Annotated in this window: 17 protein-coding genes; 6 read left to right on the top strand and 11 right to left on the bottom strand. The window is 54.7% G+C overall.

Translation table 11 applies throughout. The features are described from left to right. Positions 1-469 precede the first annotated feature (469 nt). The 6 genes from pssA to rluD all read right to left on the bottom strand — a co-directional run bounded on the left by pssA (position 470) and on the right by rluD (position 8804). Entirely contained in the window at positions 470-1435 is a 966-nt protein-coding gene (gene pssA, locus HALO_RS04680) for a CDP-diacylglycerol--serine O-phosphatidyltransferase (RefSeq protein ID WP_442906052.1), read from the bottom strand. Positions 1436-1636: 201 nt separating this feature from the next. After that, positions 1637-2128 (bottom strand): acetolactate synthase small subunit, encoded by a 492-nt coding sequence (gene ilvN, locus HALO_RS04675; RefSeq protein WP_035580370.1) that lies wholly within the window; start codon positions 2126-2128, stop codon positions 1637-1639. Beyond that, positions 2128-3852 (bottom strand): acetolactate synthase 3 large subunit, encoded by a 1725-nt coding sequence (locus HALO_RS04670; protein WP_035580372.1) that lies wholly within the window; start codon positions 3850-3852, stop codon positions 2128-2130. Before HALO_RS04670 ends, ilvN begins: the two co-directional genes overlap by 1 nt. A gap of 475 nt (positions 3853-4327) precedes the next feature. Next, positions 4328-6925, bottom strand: coding sequence for an ATP-dependent chaperone ClpB (gene clpB / locus HALO_RS04665; RefSeq protein ID WP_035580374.1), 2598 nt, complete (start codon positions 6923-6925; stop codon positions 4328-4330). Between the two features lie 167 nt (positions 6926-7092). Then, positions 7093-7848 (bottom strand): peptidoglycan editing factor PgeF, encoded by a 756-nt coding sequence (pgeF, locus tag HALO_RS04660; RefSeq protein ID WP_035580377.1) that lies wholly within the window; start codon positions 7846-7848, stop codon positions 7093-7095. Further along, complete coding sequence (rluD, locus tag HALO_RS04655; protein WP_035580382.1) at positions 7845-8804, bottom strand: 23S rRNA pseudouridine(1911/1915/1917) synthase RluD; 960 nt, start codon at positions 8802-8804, stop codon at positions 7845-7847. The genes pgeF and rluD overlap by 4 nt, the downstream gene beginning before the upstream one ends. A 214-nt stretch (positions 8805-9018) precedes the next feature. On the opposite strand from rluD, the gene HALO_RS04650 reads away from it, so the two are divergent. From HALO_RS04650 to HALO_RS04640, 3 genes are all read left to right on the top strand, one after another. Next, on the top strand, positions 9019-9834 hold the full coding sequence (locus HALO_RS04650; RefSeq protein ID WP_050713121.1) for an outer membrane protein assembly factor BamD: 816 nt from the start codon (positions 9019-9021) through the stop codon (positions 9832-9834). Positions 9835-10063: 229 nt separating this feature from the next. Further along, positions 10064-11773 (top strand): methyl-accepting chemotaxis protein, encoded by a 1710-nt coding sequence (locus tag HALO_RS04645; protein WP_035580388.1) that lies wholly within the window; start codon positions 10064-10066, stop codon positions 11771-11773. Between the two features lie 91 nt (positions 11774-11864). Further along, entirely contained in the window at positions 11865-14021 is a 2157-nt protein-coding gene (locus HALO_RS04640) for a putative bifunctional diguanylate cyclase/phosphodiesterase (protein ID WP_035580390.1), read from the top strand. Positions 14022-14087: 66 nt separating this feature from the next. On the opposite strand, the gene HALO_RS04635 is transcribed toward HALO_RS04640, so the two are convergent. Next, positions 14088-15722, bottom strand: a complete 1635-nt coding sequence (locus HALO_RS04635; protein ID WP_035580393.1) for an NAD+ synthase — start codon at positions 15720-15722, stop codon at positions 14088-14090. Positions 15723-15865: 143 nt separating this feature from the next. Here HALO_RS04635 and HALO_RS04630 point away from each other — a divergent pair, with 143 nt between their 5' ends. Beyond that, complete coding sequence (locus HALO_RS04630) at positions 15866-16138, top strand: PP0621 family protein (protein ID WP_035580395.1); 273 nt, start codon at positions 15866-15868, stop codon at positions 16136-16138. A 13-nt stretch (positions 16139-16151) separates the two neighbouring features. Here the strand turns inward: HALO_RS04630 and thiO are convergent, their stop codons facing one another. Beyond that, on the bottom strand, positions 16152-17255 hold the full coding sequence (gene thiO / locus HALO_RS04625) for a glycine oxidase ThiO (RefSeq protein WP_035580398.1): 1104 nt from the start codon (positions 17253-17255) through the stop codon (positions 16152-16154). Positions 17256-17389: 134 nt separating this feature from the next. Here thiO and HALO_RS04620 point away from each other — a divergent pair, with 134 nt between their 5' ends. Next, positions 17390-17926: a GspH/FimT family pseudopilin gene (locus HALO_RS04620; RefSeq protein WP_035580401.1), complete on the top strand. Its 537-nt coding sequence runs from the start codon at positions 17390-17392 to the stop codon at positions 17924-17926. A gap of 43 nt (positions 17927-17969) precedes the next feature. Here the strand turns inward: HALO_RS04620 and trxB are convergent, their stop codons facing one another. Next, positions 17970-18920, bottom strand: a complete 951-nt coding sequence (trxB, locus tag HALO_RS04615; RefSeq protein ID WP_035580404.1) for a thioredoxin-disulfide reductase — start codon at positions 18918-18920, stop codon at positions 17970-17972. A 271-nt stretch (positions 18921-19191) separates the two neighbouring features. On the opposite strand from trxB, the gene acnA reads away from it, so the two are divergent. Further along, complete coding sequence (acnA, locus tag HALO_RS04610; protein ID WP_035580407.1) at positions 19192-21924, top strand: aconitate hydratase AcnA; 2733 nt, start codon at positions 19192-19194, stop codon at positions 21922-21924. A gap of 64 nt (positions 21925-21988) precedes the next feature. On the opposite strand, the gene HALO_RS04605 is transcribed toward acnA, so the two are convergent. After that, the gene (locus HALO_RS04605; protein WP_035580410.1) at positions 21989-23668 is read right to left on the bottom strand and encodes an NAD-dependent malic enzyme; all 1680 of its coding nucleotides are present in this window, start codon (positions 23666-23668) and stop codon (positions 21989-21991) included. A 192-nt stretch (positions 23669-23860) separates the two neighbouring features. Then, positions 23861-25072 (bottom strand): YeeE/YedE family protein, encoded by a 1212-nt coding sequence (locus HALO_RS04600; protein WP_035580413.1) that lies wholly within the window; start codon positions 25070-25072, stop codon positions 23861-23863. Positions 25073-25424: the final 352 nt, after the last annotated feature.

Genomic DNA, 25424 nt, shown 5'->3' with positions numbered 1-25424 from the left:
GAACCAAACTTGGCTCAAGGTTCAAACGAATTCATTCAAAACAGATCCCAAAGGACGAATCCTTTAAAACCTTATTGCTTGAGTCGCTTGCCTTGATATTTGGTGATTTGTCACCAACATCAGCAAGCGCCCACATGAATTACCTGATCAAATTGTTAAAGAGCTGTTTCGCTGCTTGGTTACTGTGAAAGTAACCGGGCTGCCGTTGAACTGGCCTGCCTCAGCGAGGAAGGCGTATTCTACGCATTTCCTGGCGTTTGTCAAGGGCGTTGTTTTCGATGCGGATCAATCAACATCCAAAACCGCTTGCTTTTGCAAAAGCGTTAACTGCCTGACAAACCAAGGCTTTTACACCTTATGCACCGCTGGTAACGCTTGGCGTCCCCGGCAGCGGATGCGTACTTTAAGGCTTCGCTGCCGAGTTGGCAAGGGCTTTTGTAAAAACAATTTTATGAAGATAGGGTAAAAATCAGTTCTTGGGTTTTGCCTTACGCATAACGGCTAAAACAGGGCCTGAAGCCACGTAGGCACCAAACAGCAATAACAGCATTACAGAGGGTTCAACCGAGATCATTACAAAGGCCAGCACGATGGCCAGCAGCACAACAAAAGGTACCGGTTTTTTAAAGTCGAGATCTTTGAAGCTGTAGTAGCGGATATTACTCACCATAAGCACGCCTGCCGCCGCCACGACTACCAGCATTAGCAGTTTGAAGCCAAAGGCGTCAGCATCAAAGCTATGGAAGGTCCACACACTGGCTGCCACTAGCGCCGCTGCAGAAGGGCTTGKTAAGCCGATAAACCACTTTTTATCGACACTACCGATCTGAACATTGAAGCGGGCAAGACGAAGTGCCGCGCAAGCAACATAAAGAAAGGCAACCACCCAGCCGGTTTTACCAATGTCTTGCAGAATCCAGGTAAAGGCGACTAAAGCAGGCGCCATACCGAATGAAATCATATCGGCCAGGCTGTCATACTCAGCGCCAAACTCGCTTTGCGTATTGGTCATTCGTGCGACACGGCCATCCAAGCCATCCAGCACCATAGCAATAAAAATCGCGACGGCAGCCGAAGTAAACTCACCATTAATGCCAGCCACCACCGCAAAGAACCCGGCAAAAAGTGCCGAAGTGGTAAATAAGTTAGGCAGTAAATAGATACCCCGACGACGAATCTTTTTGCCGTCCTCTACGGTCTCCTCGACCACTTCCGTCTCACGCAAGAAGGCCGCCGCCAAGTCCTCATTACCGACTACTTCTGACTGATCAGAACTATCTGACTGATCAGCATTGTTTGACTGAGCACCATTAGGCTGAACACTACCTGATTGAGTACTGTCTGGCTGTGAAGAGCCCTCCTGACCTGGGCTTGAGTTTGGCTGATCCGAGCTAGCATGCTCTTGATCGCGAGCGTCCTGTGTCATAGGTTTCATCCATTAAAAGTGAAGTCACGGGAACAGTGATCGCTTTCATTCTACACGGTGAGTGCTGCCCAGCCAGCCAATTGCACCTAGGTATAGGCAAACATAAGCGTAAAAGCGAACGACCATACAGCCATCCATAAAAAGCGCCGCCTCCATGCAAACCATGGAAGCGGCGCTTTCACTTCATTTAAAGTGTTGCACTACGGGCACTTAGAGCGATAACACCTTATCACCCCGAGCAATACCCGAGACCCCGGTACGGGCGACCTCTAGAATACCCACTGGCGCCATGGCCTGCAGGAAGGCATCCAGCTTGCCCGCATCGCCAGTAATCTGCACGGTGTACAGGCTCGGCGATACGTCGACGATCTGAGCACGGAAGATATCCACGGTGCGCTTCACCTCATCGCGGGCCGCACCGAGCGCTTTCACCTTCACTAGCATCAGCTCGCGCTCGATATGGTTACCTTCAGTGAGATCCACCAGCTTGACCACATCAATCAGCTTATTGAGATGCTTGGTGATCTGCTCGATCACCCGGTCGTCGCCCACGGTGGTGACTGTTAAGCGCGAGAGCGACGGGTCTTCAGTGGGCGCTACGTTAAGCGTTTCAATGTTGAAGTTACGCTGCGAGAACAACCCGACTACACGTGACAGCGCMCCCGGTTCGTTTTCTAACAGAATCGAGATGATATGACGCATCAGGTACGCTCCGTTTTAGACAGCAGCATGTCGCGCATGGCACCTAACGGCACCTGCATCGGATAGACGTGCTCAAAAGGGTCGACCTTCACGTCAAGAAAGACCAGCTCGTGCTTATCAGCAAAGGCACGCTCCAGCGCAGGCTCCAACTCATCAAGGGTATTGACGGTAATAGCGGTAAACCCATACGCCTCAATCAGCATATGAAAGTCCGGCAAAGACTCCATATAGGAGTGCGCGTGGCGTGACTTATAGTTCAAGTCCTGCCACTGACGCACCATACCCAACGACGCATTGTTAAGGTTGACGATCTTAACGCCTACACCGTACTGCTTACAGGTAGAGAGCTCCTGCATCATCATTTGGAAGCTGCCTTCACCGGTGACGCACACTACGTCATCATCCGGGTAGTTCTGTTTGATACCCATGGCGGCGGGGAAACCAAAGCCCATGGTGCCCAAACCACCTGAGGTGATCAGTCGGTTGGGTTTATCAAACTTGTAGTACTGGGCAGCAAACATCTGGTGCTGACCAACATCGGTAGTCACGTAGGCTTCGCCTCGGGTTACCCGACAAAGCGCTTCAATAACTTCCTGTGGCTTAAGCGCTTCACCCACCTTGGAAGGCTCATAAAGCTTGCCTTCACGGTCGGCACGCCAGCCATCTATCTTCTCCCACCACTCAGTCAGTGCTTCAGGATGGGCAATTTTATGCCCCTGCACCAAACTGATCATCTCATTGATAACGCTGGAGGCCGGGCCCACGATAGGCACATCGGCACGCACCGTTTTAGAGATCGAGCTTGGGTCGACGTCCACATGGATGATTTTAGCTGTCGGGCAGAACTTCGACGTGCTGTTGGTGACGCGGTCGTCAAACCGCGCGCCAATGGCAATAATCAGGTCGGCGTGGTGCATGGCCATATTGGATTCATAGGAGCCGTGCATGCCCAGCCAGCCTAAGCATTGACGGTCACTTTGAGGATACGCGCCGATACCCATCAGGGTGGTGGTAATTGGATAGCCCAGCTGTTTGACCAAGTCAGTCAGGCCTTCACTGGCTTTGCCCGTTACTACACCGCCGCCGGTATAAAACACCGGGCGTTTGGCCTTAAGCATCATCTCGACGGCTTTTTTGATCTGCCCGGTATGACCGCGCGTGACCGGGTTGTACGAGCGCATCTTGACCTTTTTCGGGTAGACGTACTCGTAGCGTTCGGTGGGGGCGGTCATGTCTTTAGGGATATCGACCACCACCGGGCCTGGCCGACCGGTAGATGCCAAGTAGAAGGCCTTTTTGAGCACTTCCGGGATTTCAGACGGATGACGGATCGAGAAGCTGTGCTTCACGATCGGGCGCGTCACACCAACGATGTCGGTTTCCTGGAAGGCATCTTCACCGATCAGATGACTCGCCACCTGGCCACACAGCACTACCATGGGAATCGAGTCCATGTAGGCGGTAGCAATACCGGTAACGGCGTTGGTGGCACCGGGGCCTGAGGTGACCAGTACGCAGCCGGGCTTGCCCGAAGCGCGGGCATAGCCATCGGCGGCGTGGGTAGCCGCTTGTTCGTGACGCACCAGAATGTGCTTCACTTTGTCCTGGCGGAAGAGTGCATCGTAAATATGCAGCGCTGCACCGCCGGGGTAACCATAAATGTATTCGATGCCCTCATCTTGCAAGAAGCGGGCGATCATATCTGCGCCGGAAAGCAGTTCCACTGTATTTCTCCCCTGAAGGTCTCGAGTGCGATCCGTACCCAACTGGGCACGGTGTCGAGTGCGGCGGTATGCCGCTGTCGGCCCTTGCCGACACCTGATGCCAAACCCTGGCAGGAGGCCCGGTTAGGGCCTGCACTCTTATCGGGAACGCCGATGTATGCCAAACATAAATCAGTCGTTCCCTTTCACGGCAGTTCGCCGTGTCGGGGCGTTGGCCAGGTTGGGCGGTTAGCCCAAGCCCGGAAGTCCTTCGGCGGGTAGAGGCTTTCGCCTACCCTTCACGCGGTAATTAGGGGTTGCCCGTTGAGTCCGCGCCCGCAAATCAGGAACCGACAAGATTCCATTAGCGCCCTCAGCCTGTCAACCTCCGATCAGGCCAAACGCAACAAAGGTCGCAAGAAGCCATAAAAAAAGCCCCGCTGGCTTTACTAGCGGGGCTTTTGACCTATTCAATTGCGCGAAGTAGCGACATCAATTATGAGCTAAACACCAGTTTTCCGTCTTCCGCGTTGATATGAATGGTATCACCAGGGGCAAATTTACCCCCCAACAGGTCTTGGGCCAGCGGGTTCTCGATACGGCTCTGAATCGCCCGCTTGAGTGGCCGGGCCCCATAGACAGGGTCAAAGCCTACGACCGCCAATTGCGCCATCGCTTCTGGGCTAACCTCAAGCTTCAGGTCGTGTTCGGCGAGGCGCACTTTTAAGCGCTCAAGCTGAATACCGGCAATCGCCTGAATCTGCTCTTGGCCCAGGGCGTGGAACACCACCACTTCATCGATACGGTTGATCAGCTCAGGCCGGAAGTGGTTACCCACCACCTCCATGACCATGTTTTTCATCGCCTCATAGTCGCTGTCTTTATCAGCACTAACGTCGCCGCCCATGCGCTGGATAATGTCCGAGCCCATATTAGAGGTCATCACGATCACGGTATTGCGGAAGTCCACCGTGCGCCCCTGACCGTCCGTTAAGCGGCCATCCTCTAATACCTGCAGCAGAATATTGAAAACATCCGGGTGGGCTTTTTCCACCTCATCCAGCAGCAGCACCGAATAAGGCTTGCGGCGGACGGCCTCGGTTAAGTAGCCACCCTCTTCATAGCCGACGTAGCCGGGAGGTGCACCAATCAGGCGAGCCACGGAGTGCTTCTCCATAAACTCCGACATATCGATACGTACCATCGCCTCTTCGGTATCGAACAGGAAGTTGGCCAGCGACTTACATAGCTCGGTTTTACCCACCCCGGTGGGGCCGAGGAACAGAAACGAGCCGTTAGGCCGGTTGGGATCGGAAAGCCCTGCCCGAGAGCGACGCACCGCGTTAGCGACCGCCTCGACGGCTTCATCCTGCCCAATCACCCGCTGATGCAGCGCTTCTTCCATACGCAGCAGTTTATCGCGCTCGCCTTCGAGCATCTTGGAGACCGGAATGCCCGTCCAGCGGGAAACCACCTCGGCGATCTCCTCTTCAGTGACATTGGAGCGTAGCAGCTGGTGGCTGGAGGTATCCGCTTCCCCCTCGCCGCTTTCAGCAATTCTCTTCTCGAGCTCTGGAATCTTGCCGTACTGAATTTCCGACATACGGCCCAAGTCGCCCTGACGGCGGGCCTGTTCCAGGTCAATGCGCGCCTGCTCAAGCTCGGCCTTAAACTGCGCAGCCCCCTGAATACTGGCTTTCTCGGCTTTCCAGATTTCATCCAAGTCGGCGTATTCGCGCTCTAACTCGTGTATTTGATTATTAAGTGCTTCCAGGCGTTTTTTAGTCGCTTCATCGGTCTCTTTCTTAAGCGCTTCCCGCTCCATTTTGAGTTGGATCAAGCGGCGATCAAGACGATCCATCGACTCTGGCTTGGAGTCCAGTTCCATACGAATCCGCGAGGCGGCCTCATCGATGAGATCGATGGCTTTGTCAGGCAACTGACGATCAGTGATATAGCGTGTCGAGAGCTTAGCCGCGGCAATAATAGCGGAGTCGGTAATATCCACGCCGTGGTGAACTTCATAGCGCTCTTTCAGGCCGCGCAGAATGGCCACGGTGTCCTCTTCGGAAGGCTCATCCACCAACACCCTCTGGAAGCGGCGCTCCAGCGCGGCATCTTTCTCGATGTACTTGCGGTACTCATCCAGGGTAGTCGCCCCGACGCAGTGCAGCTCGCCGCGCGCCAGGGCAGGCTTGAGCATATTGCCCGCATCCATGGCGCCTTCGGCTTTGCCCGCGCCGACCATGGTGTGCAGCTCATCGATAAACAGGATCACCCGCCCCTCTTCCTGGGAGAGCTCTTTGAGCACGGCTTTTAGGCGCTCTTCAAACTCACCACGAAATTTCGCGCCGGCGAGCAGCGAGCCCATATCCAGCGAAAGCACGCGTTTATCTTTTAAGCCTTCCGGCACTTCACCGTTGACGATGCGCTGGGCCAAGCCTTCGACAATGGCGGTTTTACCCACGCCCGGCTCGCCGATAAGTACCGGATTATTTTTAGTACGCCGCTGCAGCACTTGAATCGTACGGCGAATTTCATCATCGCGACCGATTACCGGGTCAAGCTTGCCGTCCAGCGCACGCTGGGTAAGGTCCATGGTGTATTTGTTGAGTGCTTCACGCTGATCTTCAGCGTTCGCATCGTCGACGGTGGCACCGCCGCGCAGGCTGTTAATGGCGGCCTCAAGAGATTTACGGTTAATCCCGGCTTCTTTGAGCAGTTTGGTAATCGCCGAATTCATTTCCAGCGCCGCCAGCAGCACAAGCTCACTGGCAATAAACTGGTCACCGCGCTTCTGCGCTTCGCGATCGGTTAAGTTGAAAAGCTTGATGAAATCCCGCGATGGCTGCACTTCGCCATCGAACTGCCCCACCTTGGGCAAGTTATCCAACTGCTGTACCAAACCATCACGCAAGCGCGAAGGGCTGCCCTCGGCTTTTTCAATCAGGGCTTTAATACCGGTGTCTTTGGTGTCGAGCAGGGCTAGCAGCAAATGGGCGGGGTCTAGCTGATTATGGCCGCGACCCACAGCCAGCGACTGCGCCTCGGCAATCGCGCTCTGGAGCTTGGCGGTAAATTTATCAAAACGCATGGAATTCCTCCTGGGGTAGCCGTGCGTTTGGACGCACCGCGTAACCCGATAACGTGTCATTAGACGTGCTAAATCACTCTTAGCTTGACAAGTTAAATGGCGTCAGTTCGACGCTTTTCAAGAGGTGGCGGCGCAAACCGCTGGCTTAAAAGAAGCTTTTATTGACGTTAATTGATCCAGATCACGCTGGCCATACGTCCTGTCTTACCACCATCGCGACGGTAGGAGTAGAAACGCGACTCGCAGGCGGTGCAGAAGTGGCCGCCGCTAATGTTATTGACCCCCAGCGCCTCTAAGCGAAAGCGCGCCAGACGGTATAAATCGGCCATGTAATGGCCCAGACGATAAGGGCTATGGTCAAAGGCGTCAGCGGTATCTGGATGAACGGCAACAAAGGCGCCGTAGACTTCCGGCCCCACTTCAAACTGGGCGTTAGAGATCGCAGGACCTAACCACACCAAAATATCGTCGGGGTCAGTGTTCATGGCGGCAATGGTCGCCTCCAGCACACCACCCGCCAGACCACGCCAACCAGCATGGGCAACCGCCACCTGGGTACCCGCTCGATTGCAGAACATCACCGGCAGGCAATCGGCTGTTAACACTACACAGGCATACTCACTGGACGTGGCAATGGCCGCGTCCGCGTCGGCAGCCTCGGACTGATAAACCTGTTGCACGCGGGCGCCATGGGTCTGGTTCAGCCACAGCAGAGGCCGCTCGTCGCCTATTTCCTTTTGCAGCAAACGACGGCAAAGCGCCACATGATCAGCATTATCGCCCACATGTAAGGCGGTATTAAAAGCGGCAAAATCACCCTGGCTAGGCCCTGATTCCCGGGTCGTCACAAAGGCGCGTACGTTAGTCGGTGCAGGCCAGTCCGGCACTAAAAGCGTCGGCCGTAAATTAATGGCATCGCTCATCGCATCGTCTCATTATCTTCGCGCAGGTAATCCAACAACATTAACAAATCATCGGGGAGGTCTGCCTGAAAGGTTAATGTTTCGCCACTGACCGGGTGCTTGAAAATTAATTTACGCGCGTGCAGCGCCTGACGGGGAAACTCACGCAGGATCTCCTTCAACGGCTCCGCAGCACCCGGCGGCAGCTTGGCGCGACCGCCGTACATGGGGTCACCAATTAAGGGATAACGGGCATGGGCCATATGCACGCGGATTTGGTGGGTGCGCCCCGTTTCCAACTTGCAGCGCACGTGGGTATGAGCACGAAAGCGCTCAACCACGCGAAAATGGGTAATCGCGGGTTTGCCCGATGCGGTTACCGCCTGACGCTTACGATCTTTAGGGTGACGGCCAATAGGCGCGTCAATGGTACTGCCCGATACAGGTTTACCAATCACCACTGCATCATATTGGCGTGACACGCTGCGTGCCTGCATCTGATCGACCAGCGCGGTTTGCGCAGGCAGCGTTTTGGCTACCATCATCAAGCCGGTAGTGTCTTTATCCAAGCGGTGCACAATACCGGCACGGGGCACTTCAGCAATCGCCGGGTGATGGTGCAGCAAAGCATTTAACAGGGTGCCATCAGGGTTGCCTGCAGCAGGATGCACGACCATTCCCGCCGCTTTGTTGATCACCATCAACGTCTCATCTTCATAGACGATATCCAAGGCAATATCTTGCGCCTCAAAGCGCGTATCGTCTTCGATGGTGGCCTGCAGCGCTAGCACTTCATGGCCATGCAGCTTGGCTTTCGGCTTGGCGTGAGCGCCATCAACGGTTAATTCACCGGCGTTAATCCACGCTTTTAAGCGCTCACGGGAGTAATCGCTGAACAACTCCGCCGCCGCTTGGTCTAACCGCGCACCGGCTAACGTAGCGGGCACGCGGTGCGTGTCTTCAACTATTCGAGACATGAAAAACCTCTTTTAGACGCAAAAACCCCAGCAAGGCGAAAAATCAGCCCCCGCATGGAAAAATAAGCGTTTACGACACCCGACGAAACGTCGCTAAGCCTGCGTTTTAAGCCGAGGTGTTTTATAGTGGGCGAACTGCGACCTATTCTACCATTTCTACTTATGGCCATCGCCGCTTTTTGGTGATTGAGGCTTGTTAGCAACGAGGATGATGATGCGCGTTTTTTCAGCTGCCAACCGCTTTGGCGTTCTAGCCCTAAGCCTTGCCCTTTTAGCGGGCTGTGCGAGTAACGACACCAGTGAAGAAGAGGAAGATGAATTTGCTGGGGTTCAGGAGCGTGAGCTCTATGAGTTGGCCCGCACGGCCCTGGACAGTAACCGCTACCCGATTGCGATAGAGCGCTTGGAAGCGCTTGATACCCGCTATCCGTTTGGTGCACATGCCGAGCAGGCGCAGCTTGAGCTGATCTATGCCTACTATGAAAATAGCGATTGGGAAGAAGCCCGAGCGGCGGCCAGTCGCTTTATTCGCCTGCATCCTGACCACCCGCAAGTGGACTATGCCTACTACCTGCGCGGCCTTTCCGCATGGCAGGCGGGTCGTTTCAGCTTAGAGCGGCTGCGCCTGATCKATATTTCCAAACGTGACTTGGGGGCTTCGCGGGATGCCTACAATGACTTCCGCGAACTGATTCAGCGTTATCCTCAGAGTGAATATGCCGCTGACGCCCAGCAGCGCATCGTCTACCTGCGTGAGCTAATGGCCCGCCATGAGCTCCACGTCGCCGATTATTACCTACGCCGTGGCGCTTACTTAGCAGCCGTTGAGCGTGGCCGCTGGGTAATCGAAAACTATCCCGAATCCAACGCTACCCGAGATGCCCTAGCCACCATGGTGGAAGGCTATCAAGGCCTCGACATGGATGACCGCGCCAACGAAGTTCTTGCGGTGCTGCGTGAGAACGCGCCCGACCATGAGCAGCTGCAGGGCAGTCGTTTTGTTCCTAAGCACTTAGGCCAAAATGATTAAAACTTGACGGTGCTCAACCGCTAAAAGTTGTACAGCATCTATTTATCTGACCACGCTTCGGCGTGGTTTTTTTATTCAAAAAAACTAACCAATTGATTTATAAAAACAACATAAGAAAAACCAGGGCCGTACAAACAAACAATAATTTCTATACAATAGCTATACAATAATATATGATTTACTCATCTTGCATAATAAAGTGCCTTAACGGCACCTCAGGGAGCAATCAATGTCATTTTTTAAAGCACGTTCCAGCAACACCAGAATTAGCACGCGCTTAACGCTCGGATTTGCTGCCCTCCTTGGGCTGCTGGTTCTGTTAACCGCTGTAGGTATTTACCAAGTCAATCAAATTGACCGGGACTTAACCACCATCAATGATGTTAACGGCACCAAGCTGGGGTTTGCCGTGGATATGCGCGGCAGTGTGCATGATCGCGCTATTGCCATGCGCGACATAGTACTTGTCCAAGACGATAGCAAATTTGATGCATTGCTCGGTGAGATTGAGAGCCTCAGCAGCGATTACGTGACGGCGTCTGAAGGCGAGCACCAAATAACTAGCGAGTACCCTAGTGGCCAGGAAGAGCAGACTATTCTGGCCAGTATCGATGCCCAAGCCGCTACAACCCTCGAATTGACACAGCAAGTCATTGCCGCCCGCCAAGCAGATCAATTTGCCGATGCAGAGACCTTACTGCTCGAACAAGCAGGCCCTGCATATGCCGAATGGCTTAATCGAATTAACCAGTTTATCAACCTTCAACAACAGTTGAACGACGCCACCACAGCGAGCGCCCGTGATACTGCCTCCGGCTTTCAAATGCAGATGTTGGGGCTAACACTCTTTGCGTTACTGATCGGTGGTTTGATCGCGGTGTTTTTATCTCGCCAGCTGCTACGTGAATTAGGCGCCGAACCTTACGAAGTCAAAGCCTTTGCGGAAGCGATTGGCCGGGGCGAGTTAACCAGCCATGGGCAGCTCAAGAAGGGTGATACCCGCAGCATTATGGCGTCGCAGGTTGCCATGGCGCATCAGCTACAAACCATTGTGACCCAGGTGCGCGCCTCTGCAGAAGCGGTAGCCAGCAACAGTGAGCAAATTGCTGAAGGCAATAACGACCTCTCTTCACGGACTGAGCAGCAGGCCAGCGCGCTAGCCGAGACCGCCTCGGCAATGGAACAGCTCAATAGCACCGTAAAACTTAACGCTGAAAATTCCGAGCAGGCCAGTCAAGAAGCCTCCAGCGCATCTAGCACCGCCAAGCAAGGTGGCGGAGCGGTGAATCAGGTCGTTGCCACCATGAATGATCTCAACAAGAGTTCTCAGGAAATTGCCGGCATTATCTCGACGATTGATGCGATTGCCTTTCAGACCAATATTCTGGCGCTTAATGCCTCGGTTGAAGCCGCCCGTGCTGGTGAACATGGTCGCGGTTTCGCGGTCGTCGCCGAGGAAGTGCGTCGATTAGCCCAACGCAGCGCCGATGCCGCCCGGGAGATTAACACTCTGATTTCCAGCAACCTTGAGCGGGTTAACCACGGCAATGAGCGCGCCGAAGAAGCCAGTAAATCGACAGAACAGATCGTCGCGGCTATCGAGCGAGTGACCAGCATTATGCAGGAGATCAGCCACGCCAGCGCCGAACAGAGCACCGGTGTTCAGGAAGTGGGTCGCGCGGTGACCGAGATGGATCAAGTCACCCAGCAGAACGCCTCACTGGTACATGAAAGCGCCACGGCTGCTAACAACTTGCGCAAAAACGCTCACTCGCTGCTCAATGTCATGGAAGTCTTTAAGTTGCCGAATACGCACCCAAACGCCCAGCCGTCGCGTGCTGCATTAGCCCCTTCGCCTGCACGCACTACTGCCTCGAATAAGTCTGCACTGCCCGTGGCAAAACGTCAGCAGTCACAACCTGAGTGGGAAAACTTCTAAACTTATAACGGTTTTGGCCGTTATATAGTTTAGAGAGAGACGGCTCCTAATGGTTAGGGGCCGTTCTTCATTGCTATCCCCCGAGGTTACGATGAAATCCACCCAAAGCCTGTTAATGGTTTTTTTGTTACCCATTTTAATGGTGGTACTACCTGCACTACTGCTGCTATCAATCTCCATGAAGGTGCTGGAAGAGAAATCATTACAAAGCAATCTCTTACAGTCCAATGACTTAGATACTCTGGTGCAAATGGCCACCTTTGATCGACAGCTTAGTGACTTACATCAACGTATCACCAATTTATTGATCGATACTGAAGAAACACAGTTAAGCGCTACTCAACGCTATTCGTCCTATAGTCAGATTGCGCAAGAGCTCACCCAGATAGGTCAACGCGTGGACAGCCTGGCTAGCTCCCCCTTACTGATCGACTTAAGCCAAGACAGTGCCGCCGCCCTTCAGCGAACGTTTCTGCAATATCAACGCTTTGTCAGTATGGCCAATGAATCGGCAGCGCGAGAATTGGGCGACCCGTCTCTTTTCCTGAAAGAAGCACAAACCCACTTCAACACTTTTACGCTGTTCTCCCAGCAAATATTCGAAGCCTTAACGCTACGTGCCAGGGAGCGTCATAGCCTTTCCTTTGATGCGCTTGCTCGCTCCCACGACACCACTCTTTGGCTGGGTATTGCCATGATGGGCGTGCTTATCAGCGCGGCTTTTTTTGCCTCCTGGCGCATCAATAAGCGGTTGATGGTGGTGGGGGATGCCATTTTATCGCTCTCTAAGCGCCGACAGCCGCTGCCGGATTTCCACGCGATAGAGAAGCTGAGGCAAAAGCATAGTGGCCCCTTAAAGCGCATCACTTCTGCGTTGATCACGCTTCGGGATGCCGAGCAACAGCGCCGTGAAGCTGAACAGAAGATCCACCGACTTGCCTATTACGATACGCTCACCGAGTTACCCAACTGGCGCTTGATGAAAGAGCACTTACAACATTCGCTGGAAATCAGCCATCAAAATACGTCCTATGGCGCGCTCATCTATATTGATGTGGATGATTTCAAGCGCATTAATGATGGTAACGGACACAGTGCAGGCGACATTATTCTCCGGCATATTGCTAAGCGCTTGAGCGACATAAACCATGACGGCTGCACCATTGGACGTGTTAGCGGCGATGAGTTCTGCATCATTATCGACGGGCTAGCCAGTGAGCAGCTTGAAGCAGCTGAAAAAGCCGAGCTCTTCGCTGAAAAAGTGCGCCATTTATTAACCCAACCCTACTGTCTGAACGGCAATTACTGCTTCCTGAGTCTGACCCAAGGATTAGTGCTATTTAATTCTTCAGATCAGAGTGTCGATAATCTCTTCCAGTATGCCAATGCGGCAGTTCATATTGCCAAGCAAACCGGGACAAACGCTATTCGTTTTTACGACCCGGCGGTACAAGCAGAACTAGAAGCGCGCAACGAGCTTGAGCGCGATTTACGCCTAGCGATCGAACGGGATGAGTTTGTACTGGTATATCAGATGCAAGTCGACAATACCGGGCGGCCCATTGGCGCTGAAGCACTCATCCGTTGGCAGCACCCAACACAAGGCATGGTTTCCCCTGGGGTTTTCATCCCCCTCGCCGAAGAAACCGGCTTAATTGTGCAGATAGGCACCTGGGTGCTTCATGCCGCTTGCAAACAGCTAGTGGCTTGGCAAGCGTTTGAACATACAAAAGATCTGGTGTTGGCCGTTAACGTCAGCGCCAAGCAGTTCCAGCAGCCAAATTTTGTTGAAGAGGTTTCTAATGCGTTAGAGGCCAGCGGGGCTCCTTCTCACAAGCTCAAACTTGAACTCACCGAAAGCAGCGTGATTGGCAAAATAGAAGAAACCATTGCCCGTATGCATCAGCTCAAAGCTCTGGGCATTAGTTTTGCTATGGATGACTTCGGCACCGGCTACTCATCATTGCAGTATTTAAAACGCCTGCCACTTGATCAAATCAAGATTGATCAATCCTTTGTGCGCGATCTTGACCAGGACTCCGACGACAGAACGATTGTGCAGACCATTATCGCCATGGGGCGGGCACTAAACCTTAACGTGATTGCCGAAGGGGTGGAAACCCGCGAGCACTGGCGCTACCTAAACCAACACCAGTGTCATGCCTACCAAGGCTACTATTTTTGCAAGCCAGTAGCGGCGGAGGAGATGGCAGGCTTATGCCTCGCCCCTCCTCCTGCGTTGGCATAGCAGCCTGCCAAGTACCGGTTCCCAAGTACCGGTTCCCAAGTACTATGCCCGACTTACGCGTCGGGCTTACTCGCCGGGCTGCCAGCCATTGACGATCGGATAGCGGCGGTCACGGCCAAAGCCCCGCGGGGTAACACGCACACCAATTGGCGCCTGGCGACGCTTATACTCGCAGCGGTCGACAAGCTTCACCACTTTATAGACATCTTCAGCGTCAAAGCCGGCGGCGATAATCGCTTCCGCGCTCATATCACCTTCGATATAGCTTAATAGGATAGCGTCGAGGGTATCGTAATCAGGCAGGGAGTCACTATCCTGCTGATCCGGCGCCAGCTCGGCGCTGGGTGGGCGCTCGATGACCCGCGCAGGGATTGCCGGAGATTGGGTATTGCGCCAGCGAGCCAAGCGGTACACCCAGGTTTTATAGACGTCTTTAATGGCATTAAAACCGCCCACCATATCCCCATACAGCGTGGCGTAGCCCACCGCCATTTCGCTCTTGTTACCGGTGGTCAGTACCATCAAGCCTTTTTTATTGGAGATCGCCATCAGCAGCACGCCGCGACAGCGGGACTGCAGGTTCTCTTCGGTGGTATCTCGCTCAGTTCCCACAAAGCTCTCCGCCAGCGTACCCATAAAGGCTTCTACCATGGGCTCAATCGGCATGATCTCGTAGTGCACGCCAAGCATGTTGGCCTGCTCTGCAGCGTCCTGTTTAGAGATATCCGCGGTGTAGTGATAGGGCATCATCACCGCCTGTACCCGCTGTGGGCCCAGTGCATCTACTGCAATGGCCAATGAGAGCGCCGAATCGATGCCGCCAGAAAGCCCCAGCACCACGCCATCAAAACCGCTCTTGTTGACGTAATCACGTAGCCCGGTCACCAGCGCGCAGTAGAGGCTCTCTTCCGGCTCTACCTCGGGATCAATCTCGCCGGGCTGGGGTTCCCACACCGTCGCGCTGGTTTGCAGGAACTGAATGGGCATTAGGCCCGCCTGCCAGTATGGCGCCAGCACTTGCAGCTCACCGCTGGCGTTAACGCAACAGGAGCCACCATCAAACACCAGCTCATCTTGGCCACCGATGGTATTCACATACACAATGGGAAGTTGCGTGTCCTGGGCGTGCTTCTCCAGCAAGCGCAACCGCTCCGCGGGTTTGTCCTGGTGATAGGGTGATGCATGCAAGGTGATTAGCATCTCAGCCCCCGCGTCTGCGGCGGATTTAACCGGTACGCCATCCCACAGGTCTTCGCAGATTACGATACCCAGTTTGGCCCCTTTGTGCTCATAGACGAGCGTTTCAGTACCCGGTGTAAAATAGCGCTGCTCGTCGAACACTTGATAGTTTGGCAGCGCCTGCTTGGCGTACTCGGCCTCCCACTGGCCATTGTAGAGCAGGCCCGCCAAGTTATAGCAGCGGCCTTCGCGTACGCCGGGGTAGCCAATAATCACCAGCACATCGCGGGAAATTTTCGAAGCCATTTGTGCGCGGGCTTCACGCAGGCGGGTTTCCATTGAGGGCCGCAGCAGCAAATCTTCCGGCGGGTAGCCCGACAAAAAAAGCTCAGGAAAGACAACAATATCCGCCCCATGCTCAATCCGCGCTTCGCGCACTGCTTCAATCGCGCGTGCGGCATTGCCGGGAATATCTCCGACCAGAGGATCAAGTTGGGCCATTACCAGCGTTAAGTCTTGCATGGGCGTCAAAATCTCTTGAGAATCTTTAAAATAGGGTTACACCGTCATAGCCGTATTGTCCCGCAAGGGCCGCCAACTGGCAAAGGCTGCGAGCCTTTGCCAATGCCTAATACTTAGATTCCCACCTTGGGAGACACAAAAGGATGAACCTCTTGATCATTCGGCTGATTATTTTTGCCGTTATATTTTATGCTGGCTTAAAACTCTACGGCATCTACCGGCAACGCAAGCTTGAGCATGAAGCGCAGCATAAAAAAGTCAATCGCCACGAGGGCGGCAAAATGGTGCGCTGCCGCTGGTGTGAAGTACACGTTCCGGAAGACGAAGCACTGCGCGACCAGGAACAATGGTTCTGCTCTGGCGCCCATCGTGACCGTTTTCTGCAAGAGCAGCAGGATAAAGACGGAACCCCTTAAGCTTGTACTGACCTTAAGCGTGTATTAGCCGCTCTGGTTTGGGCTGGTAAGGCGCGGGGTCAACAAGKGGCTCGCGCCCCAGCAGTTGATCCACCAGCAAATGGGTCGAAGCCGGCGCCAATACCAAGCCGTTGCGATAGTGCCCGGCATTAACGAACACATTCGGCCATTCCTGGAGCGCGCCAATAAACGGTATACCCGCAGGGGATCCAGGCCTTAGCCCGGCCCATTGGTACGCAACCGGGCACGTTGCCAAAGCGGGTAGGATGGCTTCAGCGCTCTGCTGCAAAGACGCCAGCGCCTCTTCATCGGTGCTCTTATCAAAACCCGCCTCTTCCAGCGTAGAACCAACCAGCAGCAGGCCGTCCGCACGCGGAATAATATAGCGACCATCTTTTAACACTACGCGCTGAACGAGACCTTTAGGCGCTTGATAGGCAATCATCTGCCCTTTCACAGGCCTTACCGGCAGTTGCACATTCAGCTGGGACAATAGCTGCGCGGCCCAGGCACCGCCACACACCACGATACGTCCCGCTTTGAATGATCCTTGGGAAGTCGCCACACCTTCCACCTGGCCACCCTTTTGAATAAAGCCGCTAACCTCACACTGCTCTTTCAGAGTTACCTGGGGCATCGCGGCTAACCGCGCCTTCAACGCCTTGGCTAAACGCGGGTTGCGCACGCTGCCCAGCGTAGGCATCCACAGCGCGCTGTCGCCCGCCATTACCACGCCGGGCTCTTTAGCGTGGACAAAGTCTGCCGCTACCCTTTCAAGCGGTTTACCCAGTTGGCGTGCCCAGCGCAGCGCTTCGTCGGCATCGTCCACATTTAGGTAAAGCAGCCCTTTCTGACGATACTCAGGGTCAATGCCGGTCTCTTCCAACAAGCGCAGCGCCAGCGAGGGGTACACGCCTTCCGACCAGCGGGAGAGCTGCGATATTGCGGCGTCATAGCGCCAGGGATAGAGCGGCGAAACGATACCACCACCGGCCCAGGAGGCCTCTTTACCGCACTCACCCCGCTCCACCAACGTGACTTGCTGACCAGCATCGGCTAACTGCAGCGCTGTCATCATACCGATCACACCGCCACCAATAATTAAGAAATCGCTCACAAAATTGTCCGTTTTGGCTTACATAAAAAAAGCGTAGCGTCGCCTAGGATGACCTATTAACAACGAGATGTTCGCTTTGAGTGACGGAGAGTGAGCATAGCGCGGGCAATAACCAGGTCAAGTGAGGAGAGGCAATGAGCGGTTGCCACATCAAGATGCACACCACACCTGAAAGCGGGTTCACGCTGCTTGAGCTACTGATTACGCTGTTGTTGGTGGGTATTATCGCCGCTTGGGGGCTACCCAGCTTCCAAGCCTTGGGGCAGCGAACGGCGCAGAGTAGCGCCGTAAATCGATTGCAAAGCGCGTTTTCATTAGCGCGAAATACGGCCATTAGCCAACGCCGCCAGATTACCCTTTGCCCTGTCGATGAGGGTCGCAAGGCTTGCACCCGTGACTGGAGTGGAGAGCTAATGATCGTGCGAGGGGATAAAACCGATAGCATCAGCGAAGACGATATTCTGCGCATTGTGCCCGCACAACAGGGCACGAAAGTGGCCTATAGCCGGGGTTGGTCGCGCATCCGTTACAGCCCGTTAGGCTATACCAGCGGTTACAACGGCAGTTTTGCTATTTGCTCAACCAGCGGCGCCGTGGGCGCTAAGGGTAAAAAGCTGGTACTTAGCCAGTTAGGGCGGCTAAGGATTGATGAAGCGCCTATCAACTGTTAATCATTAGGCGCTTCAACTCATTCACGGCGTTGTGACAATGGTTTTAAGCAATACCGTCTAAATAGCGCTCAGCGTCTAGTGCCGCCATGCAGCCGCTGCCCGCTGAAGTGATCGCTTGACGATAAATGTGATCCATCACATCGCCGCAGGCAAATACACCCGGCACGCTAGTGGCCGTCGCGTTACCTTCCAGGCCTGAGGTCACTTTGATATAGCCACCGTTCATTGCCAGTTGGCCTTCAAAGATGCCCGTATTGGGGCTGTGGCCGATGGCAATAAACAGCCCAGGCGCATGAATCTCTTTGCTTGAGCCATCCTGGGTGGATTTAACCCGTATCCCTGTTACGCCCGAGTTATCGCCGAGCACTTCTTCAACTTCCTGGAACCACTCAAGGGCGATTTTGCCTGCCTCGGCTTTCTCAAACAGCTTATCTTGGAGGATTTTTTCCGCCCGCAGGGTGTCACGGCGGTGAACCAGGGTCACTTTAGACGCAATGTTTGACAGATACAGCGCCTCTTCTACAGCGGTATTACCGCCGCCCACGACAATGACTTCCTGGTTGCGGTAGAAAAAACCATCGCAGGTAGCGCAGGCCGAAACCCCCTGACCCATGAACTGCTGTTCAGTGGGCAGGCCCAGGTAACGCGCGCTGGCCCCGGTGGCCACAATCAGAGCATCGCAGGTATAAACACCGCTATCACCCTTTAAGGTAAAGGGTTTTTCACCTAGGCTAACCTCATTGATATGGTCAAACAGCACTTCGGTATTAAAGCGTTCGGCGTGCTGTTTCATGCGCTCCATTAACTCCGGCCCCTGTACACCTTGGGCATCACCCGGCCAGTTATCCACATCGGTTGTGGTGGTCAGTTGGCCACCCGCCTGAATACCGGTAATCAGCAACGGCTTCAGGTTTGCCCGTGCGGCGTAGACAGCAGCCGTATAGCCTGCCGGGCCGGATCCAAGAATTATCAAACGCTCATGACGAGTTTCCATGACACCACCTTGTAAAGATTTGACTGATAGCTTTGTCGATAGCTGTGTAAATAGCTTTATAAAAAATTAGCCACAGAGTCTGCCTGAAATGGTGCCAAGTACAAGCTATTGCAAGGTTTCGTCTACGCTATTAGGCGAAGAAACCTTGAAAGCGGCTGTGCAAAGACGCATGTATTCTTACTATGGTAAGCCATACTAGAAAGGAAGACCGTGACCGTCGCGCCTAGTGAATGTTAAGTCACTAAGTAACCAGCAATAAGAGGAGAATGGCATGAGCAAGATACCCGATACGCTGAGCACCCTAGAGGTTGGCAGTAAAACGTATCACTACTACAGCCTACCCCAAGCGGCCGAGACACTCGGCAATATTGACCGGCTGCCCAAAACGCTCAAGATTCTACTCGAAAACCAGCTACGCTTCGCCGACGACGAAAGCGTAGATCAAAAAGACATGCAGGCCCTGGTCGACTGGCAGGCCGAGGGCAAATCCAGCCGTGAAATCGGCTATCGCCCAGCGCGGGTATTGATGCAGGACTTCACCGGCGTACCTGGTGTGGTGGATCTCGCTTCCATGCGCGCTGCGGTAGAAAGCCTGGGCGAAGACCCTGCAAAGATCAATCCGCTCTCCCCTGTCGATCTGGTTATTGACCACTCGGTAATGGTCGACAAATTTGGCAACCCGGCGGCGTTCCAAGAGAACGTCGATATCGAAATGCAGCGTAACCGCGAGCGCTACGAGTTTCTGCGCTGGGGCCAGCAGGCGTTTGATAACTTTAGCGTGGTGCCGCCTGGTACCGGCATTTGCCACCAGGTCAATCTGGAGTACCTAGGCAGAACGGTATGGACCAAGGACGAAGACGGCAAAACCTTCGCCTACCCCGACACCCTCGTCGGCACCGACTCACACACCACCATGATCAACGGCCTGGGCGTACTGGGTTGGGGCGTTGGCGGTATCGAAGCCGAAGCGGCTATGCTCGGCCAGCCGGTCTCAATGCTGATCCCTGAAGTGATTGGCTTTAAGCTAACCGGCAAGCTTCGCGAAGGTATTACCGCCACGGATCTAGTACTCACCGTTACCGAGATGCTGCGCAAAAAAGGCGTAGTGGGTAAGTTTGTTGAGTTCTACGGCGACGGCTTGAAAGATCTGCCGCTGGCGGATCGCGCCACTATTGCCAATATGGCCCCCGAGTATGGTGCTACCTGTGGCTTCTTCCCGGTGGATGAAGAAACCCTGAACTACATGCGCCTAACCGGACGTGAAGATGAGCAAGTCGCGCTGGTGGAAGCCTATAGCAAAGCCCAAGGGCTGTGGCGCGAACCCAGCGACGAGCCGATCTTTACCGATGCGCTGCAACTGGACATGACCGAGGTAGAAGCCAGCCTGGCTGGCCCCAAACGCCCGCAGGATCGCGTGGCGCTGAAAGACATGGCGGCGGCCTTTGATAAGTTCCTGCAGGAAGATACCAACGCGGACTCCACAGCAAAGGGCAAGCTCTCTTCTGAAGGCGGCCAAACCGCTGTGGGAGTGAAACGTAGCTTTGCACATGACACCAGCCAAGCCGTTAAGCTTAATGATCAGGACTTCAGCCTCGACCCAGGCGCGGTGGTGATTGCGGCGATCACCTCCTGTACCAACACCTCCAACCCCAGCGTGATGATGGCTGCAGGCTTGTTGGCACGCAAGGCTCGAGAAAAAGGCTTGAACACCCAACCCTGGGTGAAGACATCCCTGGCACCTGGCTCGAAAGTGGTCACCGACTATCTTGCCGCCGCTGGGTTAAACGACGACTTGGACGCCCTAGGCTTTAACCTTGTCGGTTACGGCTGCACCACCTGTATCGGTAACTCTGGCCCACTGCCGGATGAAATTGAGAAAGCGGTGAACAATGGTGATCTTGCCGTCGCCTCGGTGCTCTCCGGTAACCGTAACTTCGAAGGCCGTGTTCACCCACTGGTGAAAACCAACTGGCTCGCATCACCGCCCCTGGTGGTGGCTTACGCCCTGGCCGGTAACGTTCAACGCGACCTAACCAAGGAGCCGATTGGCGAAGGCAGTGACGGCGAACCCGTCTACCTAAAAGATATCTGGCCCAGCCAAGCGGAGATTGCCAGCGCCGTTGAGCAGGTCAACACTGCCATGTTCCGTAAAGAGTACGGCGCGGTGTTTGAGGGTGACGACGTTTGGAAAGCCATCGACGTGTCAGAAAGTAAGGTCTATCAGTGGCCTGAATCCACCTACATTCAGCATCCGCCCTTCTTTGAAGGCATGGGCCGCGAGCCGGATGCCATCGAAGATGTGCACAGTGCCCGGGTACTCGCCATGTTAGGTGACTCGGTGACCACCGACCATATCTCCCCTGCGGGTGCCATTAAACCCGACAGCCCCGCCGGGCGCTATCTGCAAGAGCACGGCGTTAAGCCGGTCGACTTCAACTCCTACGGCTCGCGCCGGGGTAACCATGAAGTCATGATGCGCGGCACCTTCGCCAACGTGCGGATCAAAAACGAAATGCTCGATGGCGTGGTGGGTGGTGAAACACGCCACGTACCCAGCGGTGAGCAGATGGCCATTTACGATGCGGCCATGAAGTACAAAGAGGAAGGCAAACCGCTGGTCGTGATCGCCGGTAAAGAGTACGGCACCGGCTCCTCGCGTGATTGGGCGGCCAAAGGTACCCGCTTGCTGGGCGTTCGTGCCGTGATTGCCGAATCCTTTGAGCGCATTCACCGCTCTAACCTGATCGGCATGGGCGTTGTGCCGCTGCAGTTTGCCGAAGGCGAAAGCCGTCAAACGCTGGGATTAACCGGCGATGAAGAGATTTCGATCGCCGGATTAAGCGACCTGACGCCGGGTGGCACGGTCAAAATCGTGATCAAAAATGCCGATGGGGAACGTAGCGTTGATGCCAAGTGCCGAATTGATACGGTAAACGAGCTGGCTTACTACCGTCACGGTGGTATCCTTCACTACGTGCTGCGCAAGATGATCGGCGCAGCCTAAAGGGTAAAACCTACCAATGCTTGCATGCCCCCACTTCGGTGGGGGCTTTTTTTTAGCCGAGTGCTTAAAAAGCGCGACGACGGTAGGTACGGTAATCCGGCGACCAGGACGCTTTTTCGATCAGCTCGCGCAATGTCGTACCACTGGTTTTTAACGCCACACCGTTCTGCTGCGCCTGCGCCGCCACTTCAAAAGCAATCGACTTGCTGATATCGCGAATACGCGACAGCGGCGGCAGCAATGCMCCTTTGCCCTCTTTCACCAGCGGCGCTTCACGGGCCAGCGCCCGCGAGGCGCTCATTAGCATCTCATCGGTGACTCGATTGGCACTGGCAGCAATCACGCCCAAACCGATACCTGGGAAAATATAGGCATTGTTGCACTGGGCAATCGGGTAAGTGCGGCCATTGTAAACAACCGGCGCGAAGGGACTGCCGGTGGCCACTAACGCCTGCCCGTCGGTCCAGCGGATAACATCCTCCGGCACCGCCTCTGCTTGGGAGGTAGGATTAGACAGCGGCATAATGACCGGATGTTCACAGCCCGCATGCATGGTGCGCACCACCTGCTCGGTGAAGATACCGCGCTGGCCGCAAACACCGATCAGCACTGTTGGTTTGATCTGAGCAATCGTCTCTTCCAGCCCCTGGCCATTCCACTCCGCCACTAGCGAAGGGTCGTGGGCTAAACGGCGCTGGAAGTCACGCTGCCACTCTTGATCGCTGGTCATCAAGCCATCGCGATCAACAACGAAAATGCGCGCCCGTGCCTCGCTCTCGGTCAAGCCTTCGGCTTCCATCGCGACGACCACCTGCTCAGCGATTCCACAACCCGCCGAGCCACCGCCCACAAACACCACCCGCTGCTGGGCAATGGTTTCTTCGCGAGCCTGGCAAGCCGCCATTAGCGTACCCACGACCACGGAAGCAGTTCCCTGCACGTCGTCGTTGAAGCAGCAAAGCTCGTTGCGGTAGCGCTCTAGCAACGGCACCGCATTGGCCTGAGCAAAGTCCTCAAACTGCAGCAGTACGTTCGGCCAGCGGCGCTTCACAGCAGCAATAAACTCCGCCATGAAAGCATCATACTCTTCTTGGCCTACTCGCTCATGGCGCCAGCCCATGTACATGGGGTCATCCAGCAGCGCTTTGTTGTTGGTGCCCACATCAATCATGATCGGCAGCGTATAGGCGGGGCTAATACCGCCACAGGCGGTATACAGCGCCAGTTTTCCAATCGGGATACCCATGCCACCGATACCCTGGTCGCCCAGGCCAAGAATACGCTCACCGTCCGTCACTACGATCACTTTGACGTTATCTTTGGTGGCGCTGCGCAGGATGTCATCCATATGTTCGCGGTCAGGGTAACTAATAAACAGGCCGCGGTGGTTACGATAAATATTGGAGAATTCCTGACACGCCTGCCCCACCGTCGGGGTGTAAATAATCGGCAGCATCTCTTCTAGATGCTGGGAGACCAAGCGGAAATAGAGCGTTTCGTTGTCATCTTGAATGGCACGCAGGTGAATATGCTTTTCAAGATCACTATGGCATTGCTGGTACTGGCGATAGACCCGCTCCAGCTGATCCTCAATGGTTTCCACCTTTTGTGGCAGTAAACCAATCAGGTTAAACGCCAAGCGCTCCTGCTGAGTAAACGCGCTGCCTTTGTTCAATAGCGGCATTTCGAGCAAAGAAGGACCGGCGTAAGGAAGGTATAGGGGGCGTCTACTCTGGGTAGTCATAAGCACTCTCTTTTTTATGTCAATCACTGCTGCAATGCAGCAACATCGGGCGTTTGCGGCGTTTGAGCGTAATGTAACATGCTCCTGCGACAAAGGTGGAAGAGAGAGGCCATGTTGATAAAAAAACGCCTCGGTTTAGGAGACCTAAACCGAGGCGTGATGCCGATATTAAATTAGCGATCTAGCGATCTCTTAGCTCGTTTTAGCGGTGGGTTTACGCCCCTCCACACCAGCGAAGAAGAACGGCCGCAGCTTAACGCCAAACATGTTGCCCGCAAATGCCGCTACCAGCCACACCCAACCGTGCAGGCTGCCAGACGCAATGCCGCTGAAGTAAGCGCCAATGTTGCAGCCATACGCCAAGCGTGCACCGTAGCCCAGCAGGAGGCCGCCAATGATCGCGGCTAAGATAGATTTCAACGGGATTTTGAAGTTAGGTGCAAAGCGACCTGCCAAGCTGGCCGCAGCCAGCGCGCCCAGCATAATGCCCACGTTCATCACCGTGGTAATATCGCTCCATACGCTGGCCTCAAGGGCCGCGGCATTGCCCGGAGACTGCCAATAGCCCCACTGGCTGACATCGCCGCCCACCAGCTCAAAGCCTTTAGCCCCCCACAGCGCAAACGCAGAGGTAATTCCCCAAGGGCGTCCTGCCAGCGCCAAAGTGGCAAAGTTGAGCAGCGCCAGCGCCACCGCGCCCGCCACTAACGGCCAAGGCCCCGTCAGCCAACGCTCATAACCATGTTTATCAACGTTAGGCGCCTGCTCTAACTGACCGTGGCGACGCTTCTCCATCACCCAGGTAAACGCCGCAATAGCAGCAAACAGCACCAAGCTAATGGCCACGCCCCCGCTTACCCCAGCGACGTTGACCAGTGATACCGGCTGAAAAGCGGGCAAGCTCTGCCACCAGGCAAAATGCGCGGAGCCAATCACCGAGCCGACAATAAAGAACACCAGCGTAATCAACATACGAGCGTTACCGCCGCCCGCGGTAAACAGCGTGCCCGAGGCACAGCCGCCGCCCAACTGCATGCCCACACCGAACAGGAATGCCCCCACCAGCACGGAGATACCAATGGGCGCCACAAAGCCCGACACCTCGTTACCAAACAAGGTGCCTGCCCCCAAGGCAGGGAAAAACAGCAGCACGGCGATGGCCAGCATCACCATCTGCGCGCGCAGGCCACGCCCCCGCCGCTCAGTAATAAATACCCGCCACGCTGAGGTAAAACCAAACGCCGCGTGATACAGCACCATGCCAAATAGACCACCGACAATCATCAGCAGACCAATATTGGCGTCAAACACCACGCCCACCAGCAACGCGCCTAAAACAATCGCCGCCGTGGCGATCAGCGGCACGCGATAGCTCTGCGGCGCAGCAACCGTCGTTGTAGACATATATTCACCTTTAGCAGCACCAAAAGCGCCTGTTAACAAACAGGCGCTTTTGGAAGACATGGACAATAGTTATAAGCCTAACGATAGCTGTAGAGCGCGGGAAATTCTTTATTGAAAGGTGCTTATAGCTTTATGGAATATTCGCTAGCTTTCACAGGAAGGTACTCGTGGAATGAGCCTTCTGTTTAGCCGTTGGTGCATGCGTTCACATGCTTCAGGGTATTTGGACGCTATAGTCCGCCTGGGTTGAATAAACCACATACACATATCCTCACTCTTCCAGGGTTATGGGAACCGTCAGTGCAAAGCGGGAGGCACAACTGCTCCTGAGGACGGCGTGGTATTGGTTGCT

This window comes from Halomonas sp. R57-5 (genome assembly GCF_900070345.1).
In the GTDB taxonomy this organism is placed as follows: Bacteria; Pseudomonadota; Gammaproteobacteria; order Pseudomonadales; family Halomonadaceae; genus Vreelandella; species Vreelandella ventosae_B.
Note: the sequence above shows the minus strand (reverse complement) of the source record. Positions and strands in the feature narration are given on the sequence as shown.

Excerpts from the sequence above, each read along its gene's own strand:
- rluD (WP_035580382.1), bottom strand. The coding sequence starts at position 8,804 with ATGTCTCGAATAGTTGAAGACACGCACCGCGTGCCCGCTACGTTAGCC.
- acnA (WP_035580407.1), top strand. The coding sequence starts at position 19,192 with ATGAGCAAGATACCCGATACGCTGAGCACCCTAGAGGTTGGCAGTAAA.
- trxB (WP_035580404.1), bottom strand. The coding sequence starts at position 18,920 with ATGGAAACTCGTCATGAGCGTTTGATAATTCTTGGATCCGGCCCGGCA.
- HALO_RS04630 (WP_035580395.1), top strand. The coding sequence starts at position 15,866 with ATGAACCTCTTGATCATTCGGCTGATTATTTTTGCCGTTATATTTTAT.
- HALO_RS04600 (WP_035580413.1), bottom strand. The coding sequence starts at position 25,072 with ATGTCTACAACGACGGTTGCTGCGCCGCAGAGCTATCGCGTGCCGCTG.
- HALO_RS04640 (WP_035580390.1), top strand. The coding sequence starts at position 11,865 with ATGAAATCCACCCAAAGCCTGTTAATGGTTTTTTTGTTACCCATTTTA.
- pgeF (WP_035580377.1), bottom strand. The coding sequence starts at position 7,848 with ATGAGCGATGCCATTAATTTACGGCCGACGCTTTTAGTGCCGGACTGG.
- HALO_RS04645 (WP_035580388.1), top strand. The coding sequence starts at position 10,064 with ATGTCATTTTTTAAAGCACGTTCCAGCAACACCAGAATTAGCACGCGC.
- HALO_RS04635 (WP_035580393.1), bottom strand. The coding sequence starts at position 15,722 with ATGCAAGACTTAACGCTGGTAATGGCCCAACTTGATCCTCTGGTCGGA.
- clpB (WP_035580374.1), bottom strand. The coding sequence starts at position 6,925 with ATGCGTTTTGATAAATTTACCGCCAAGCTCCAGAGCGCGATTGCCGAG.
- HALO_RS04620 (WP_035580401.1), top strand. The coding sequence starts at position 17,390 with ATGAGCGGTTGCCACATCAAGATGCACACCACACCTGAAAGCGGGTTC.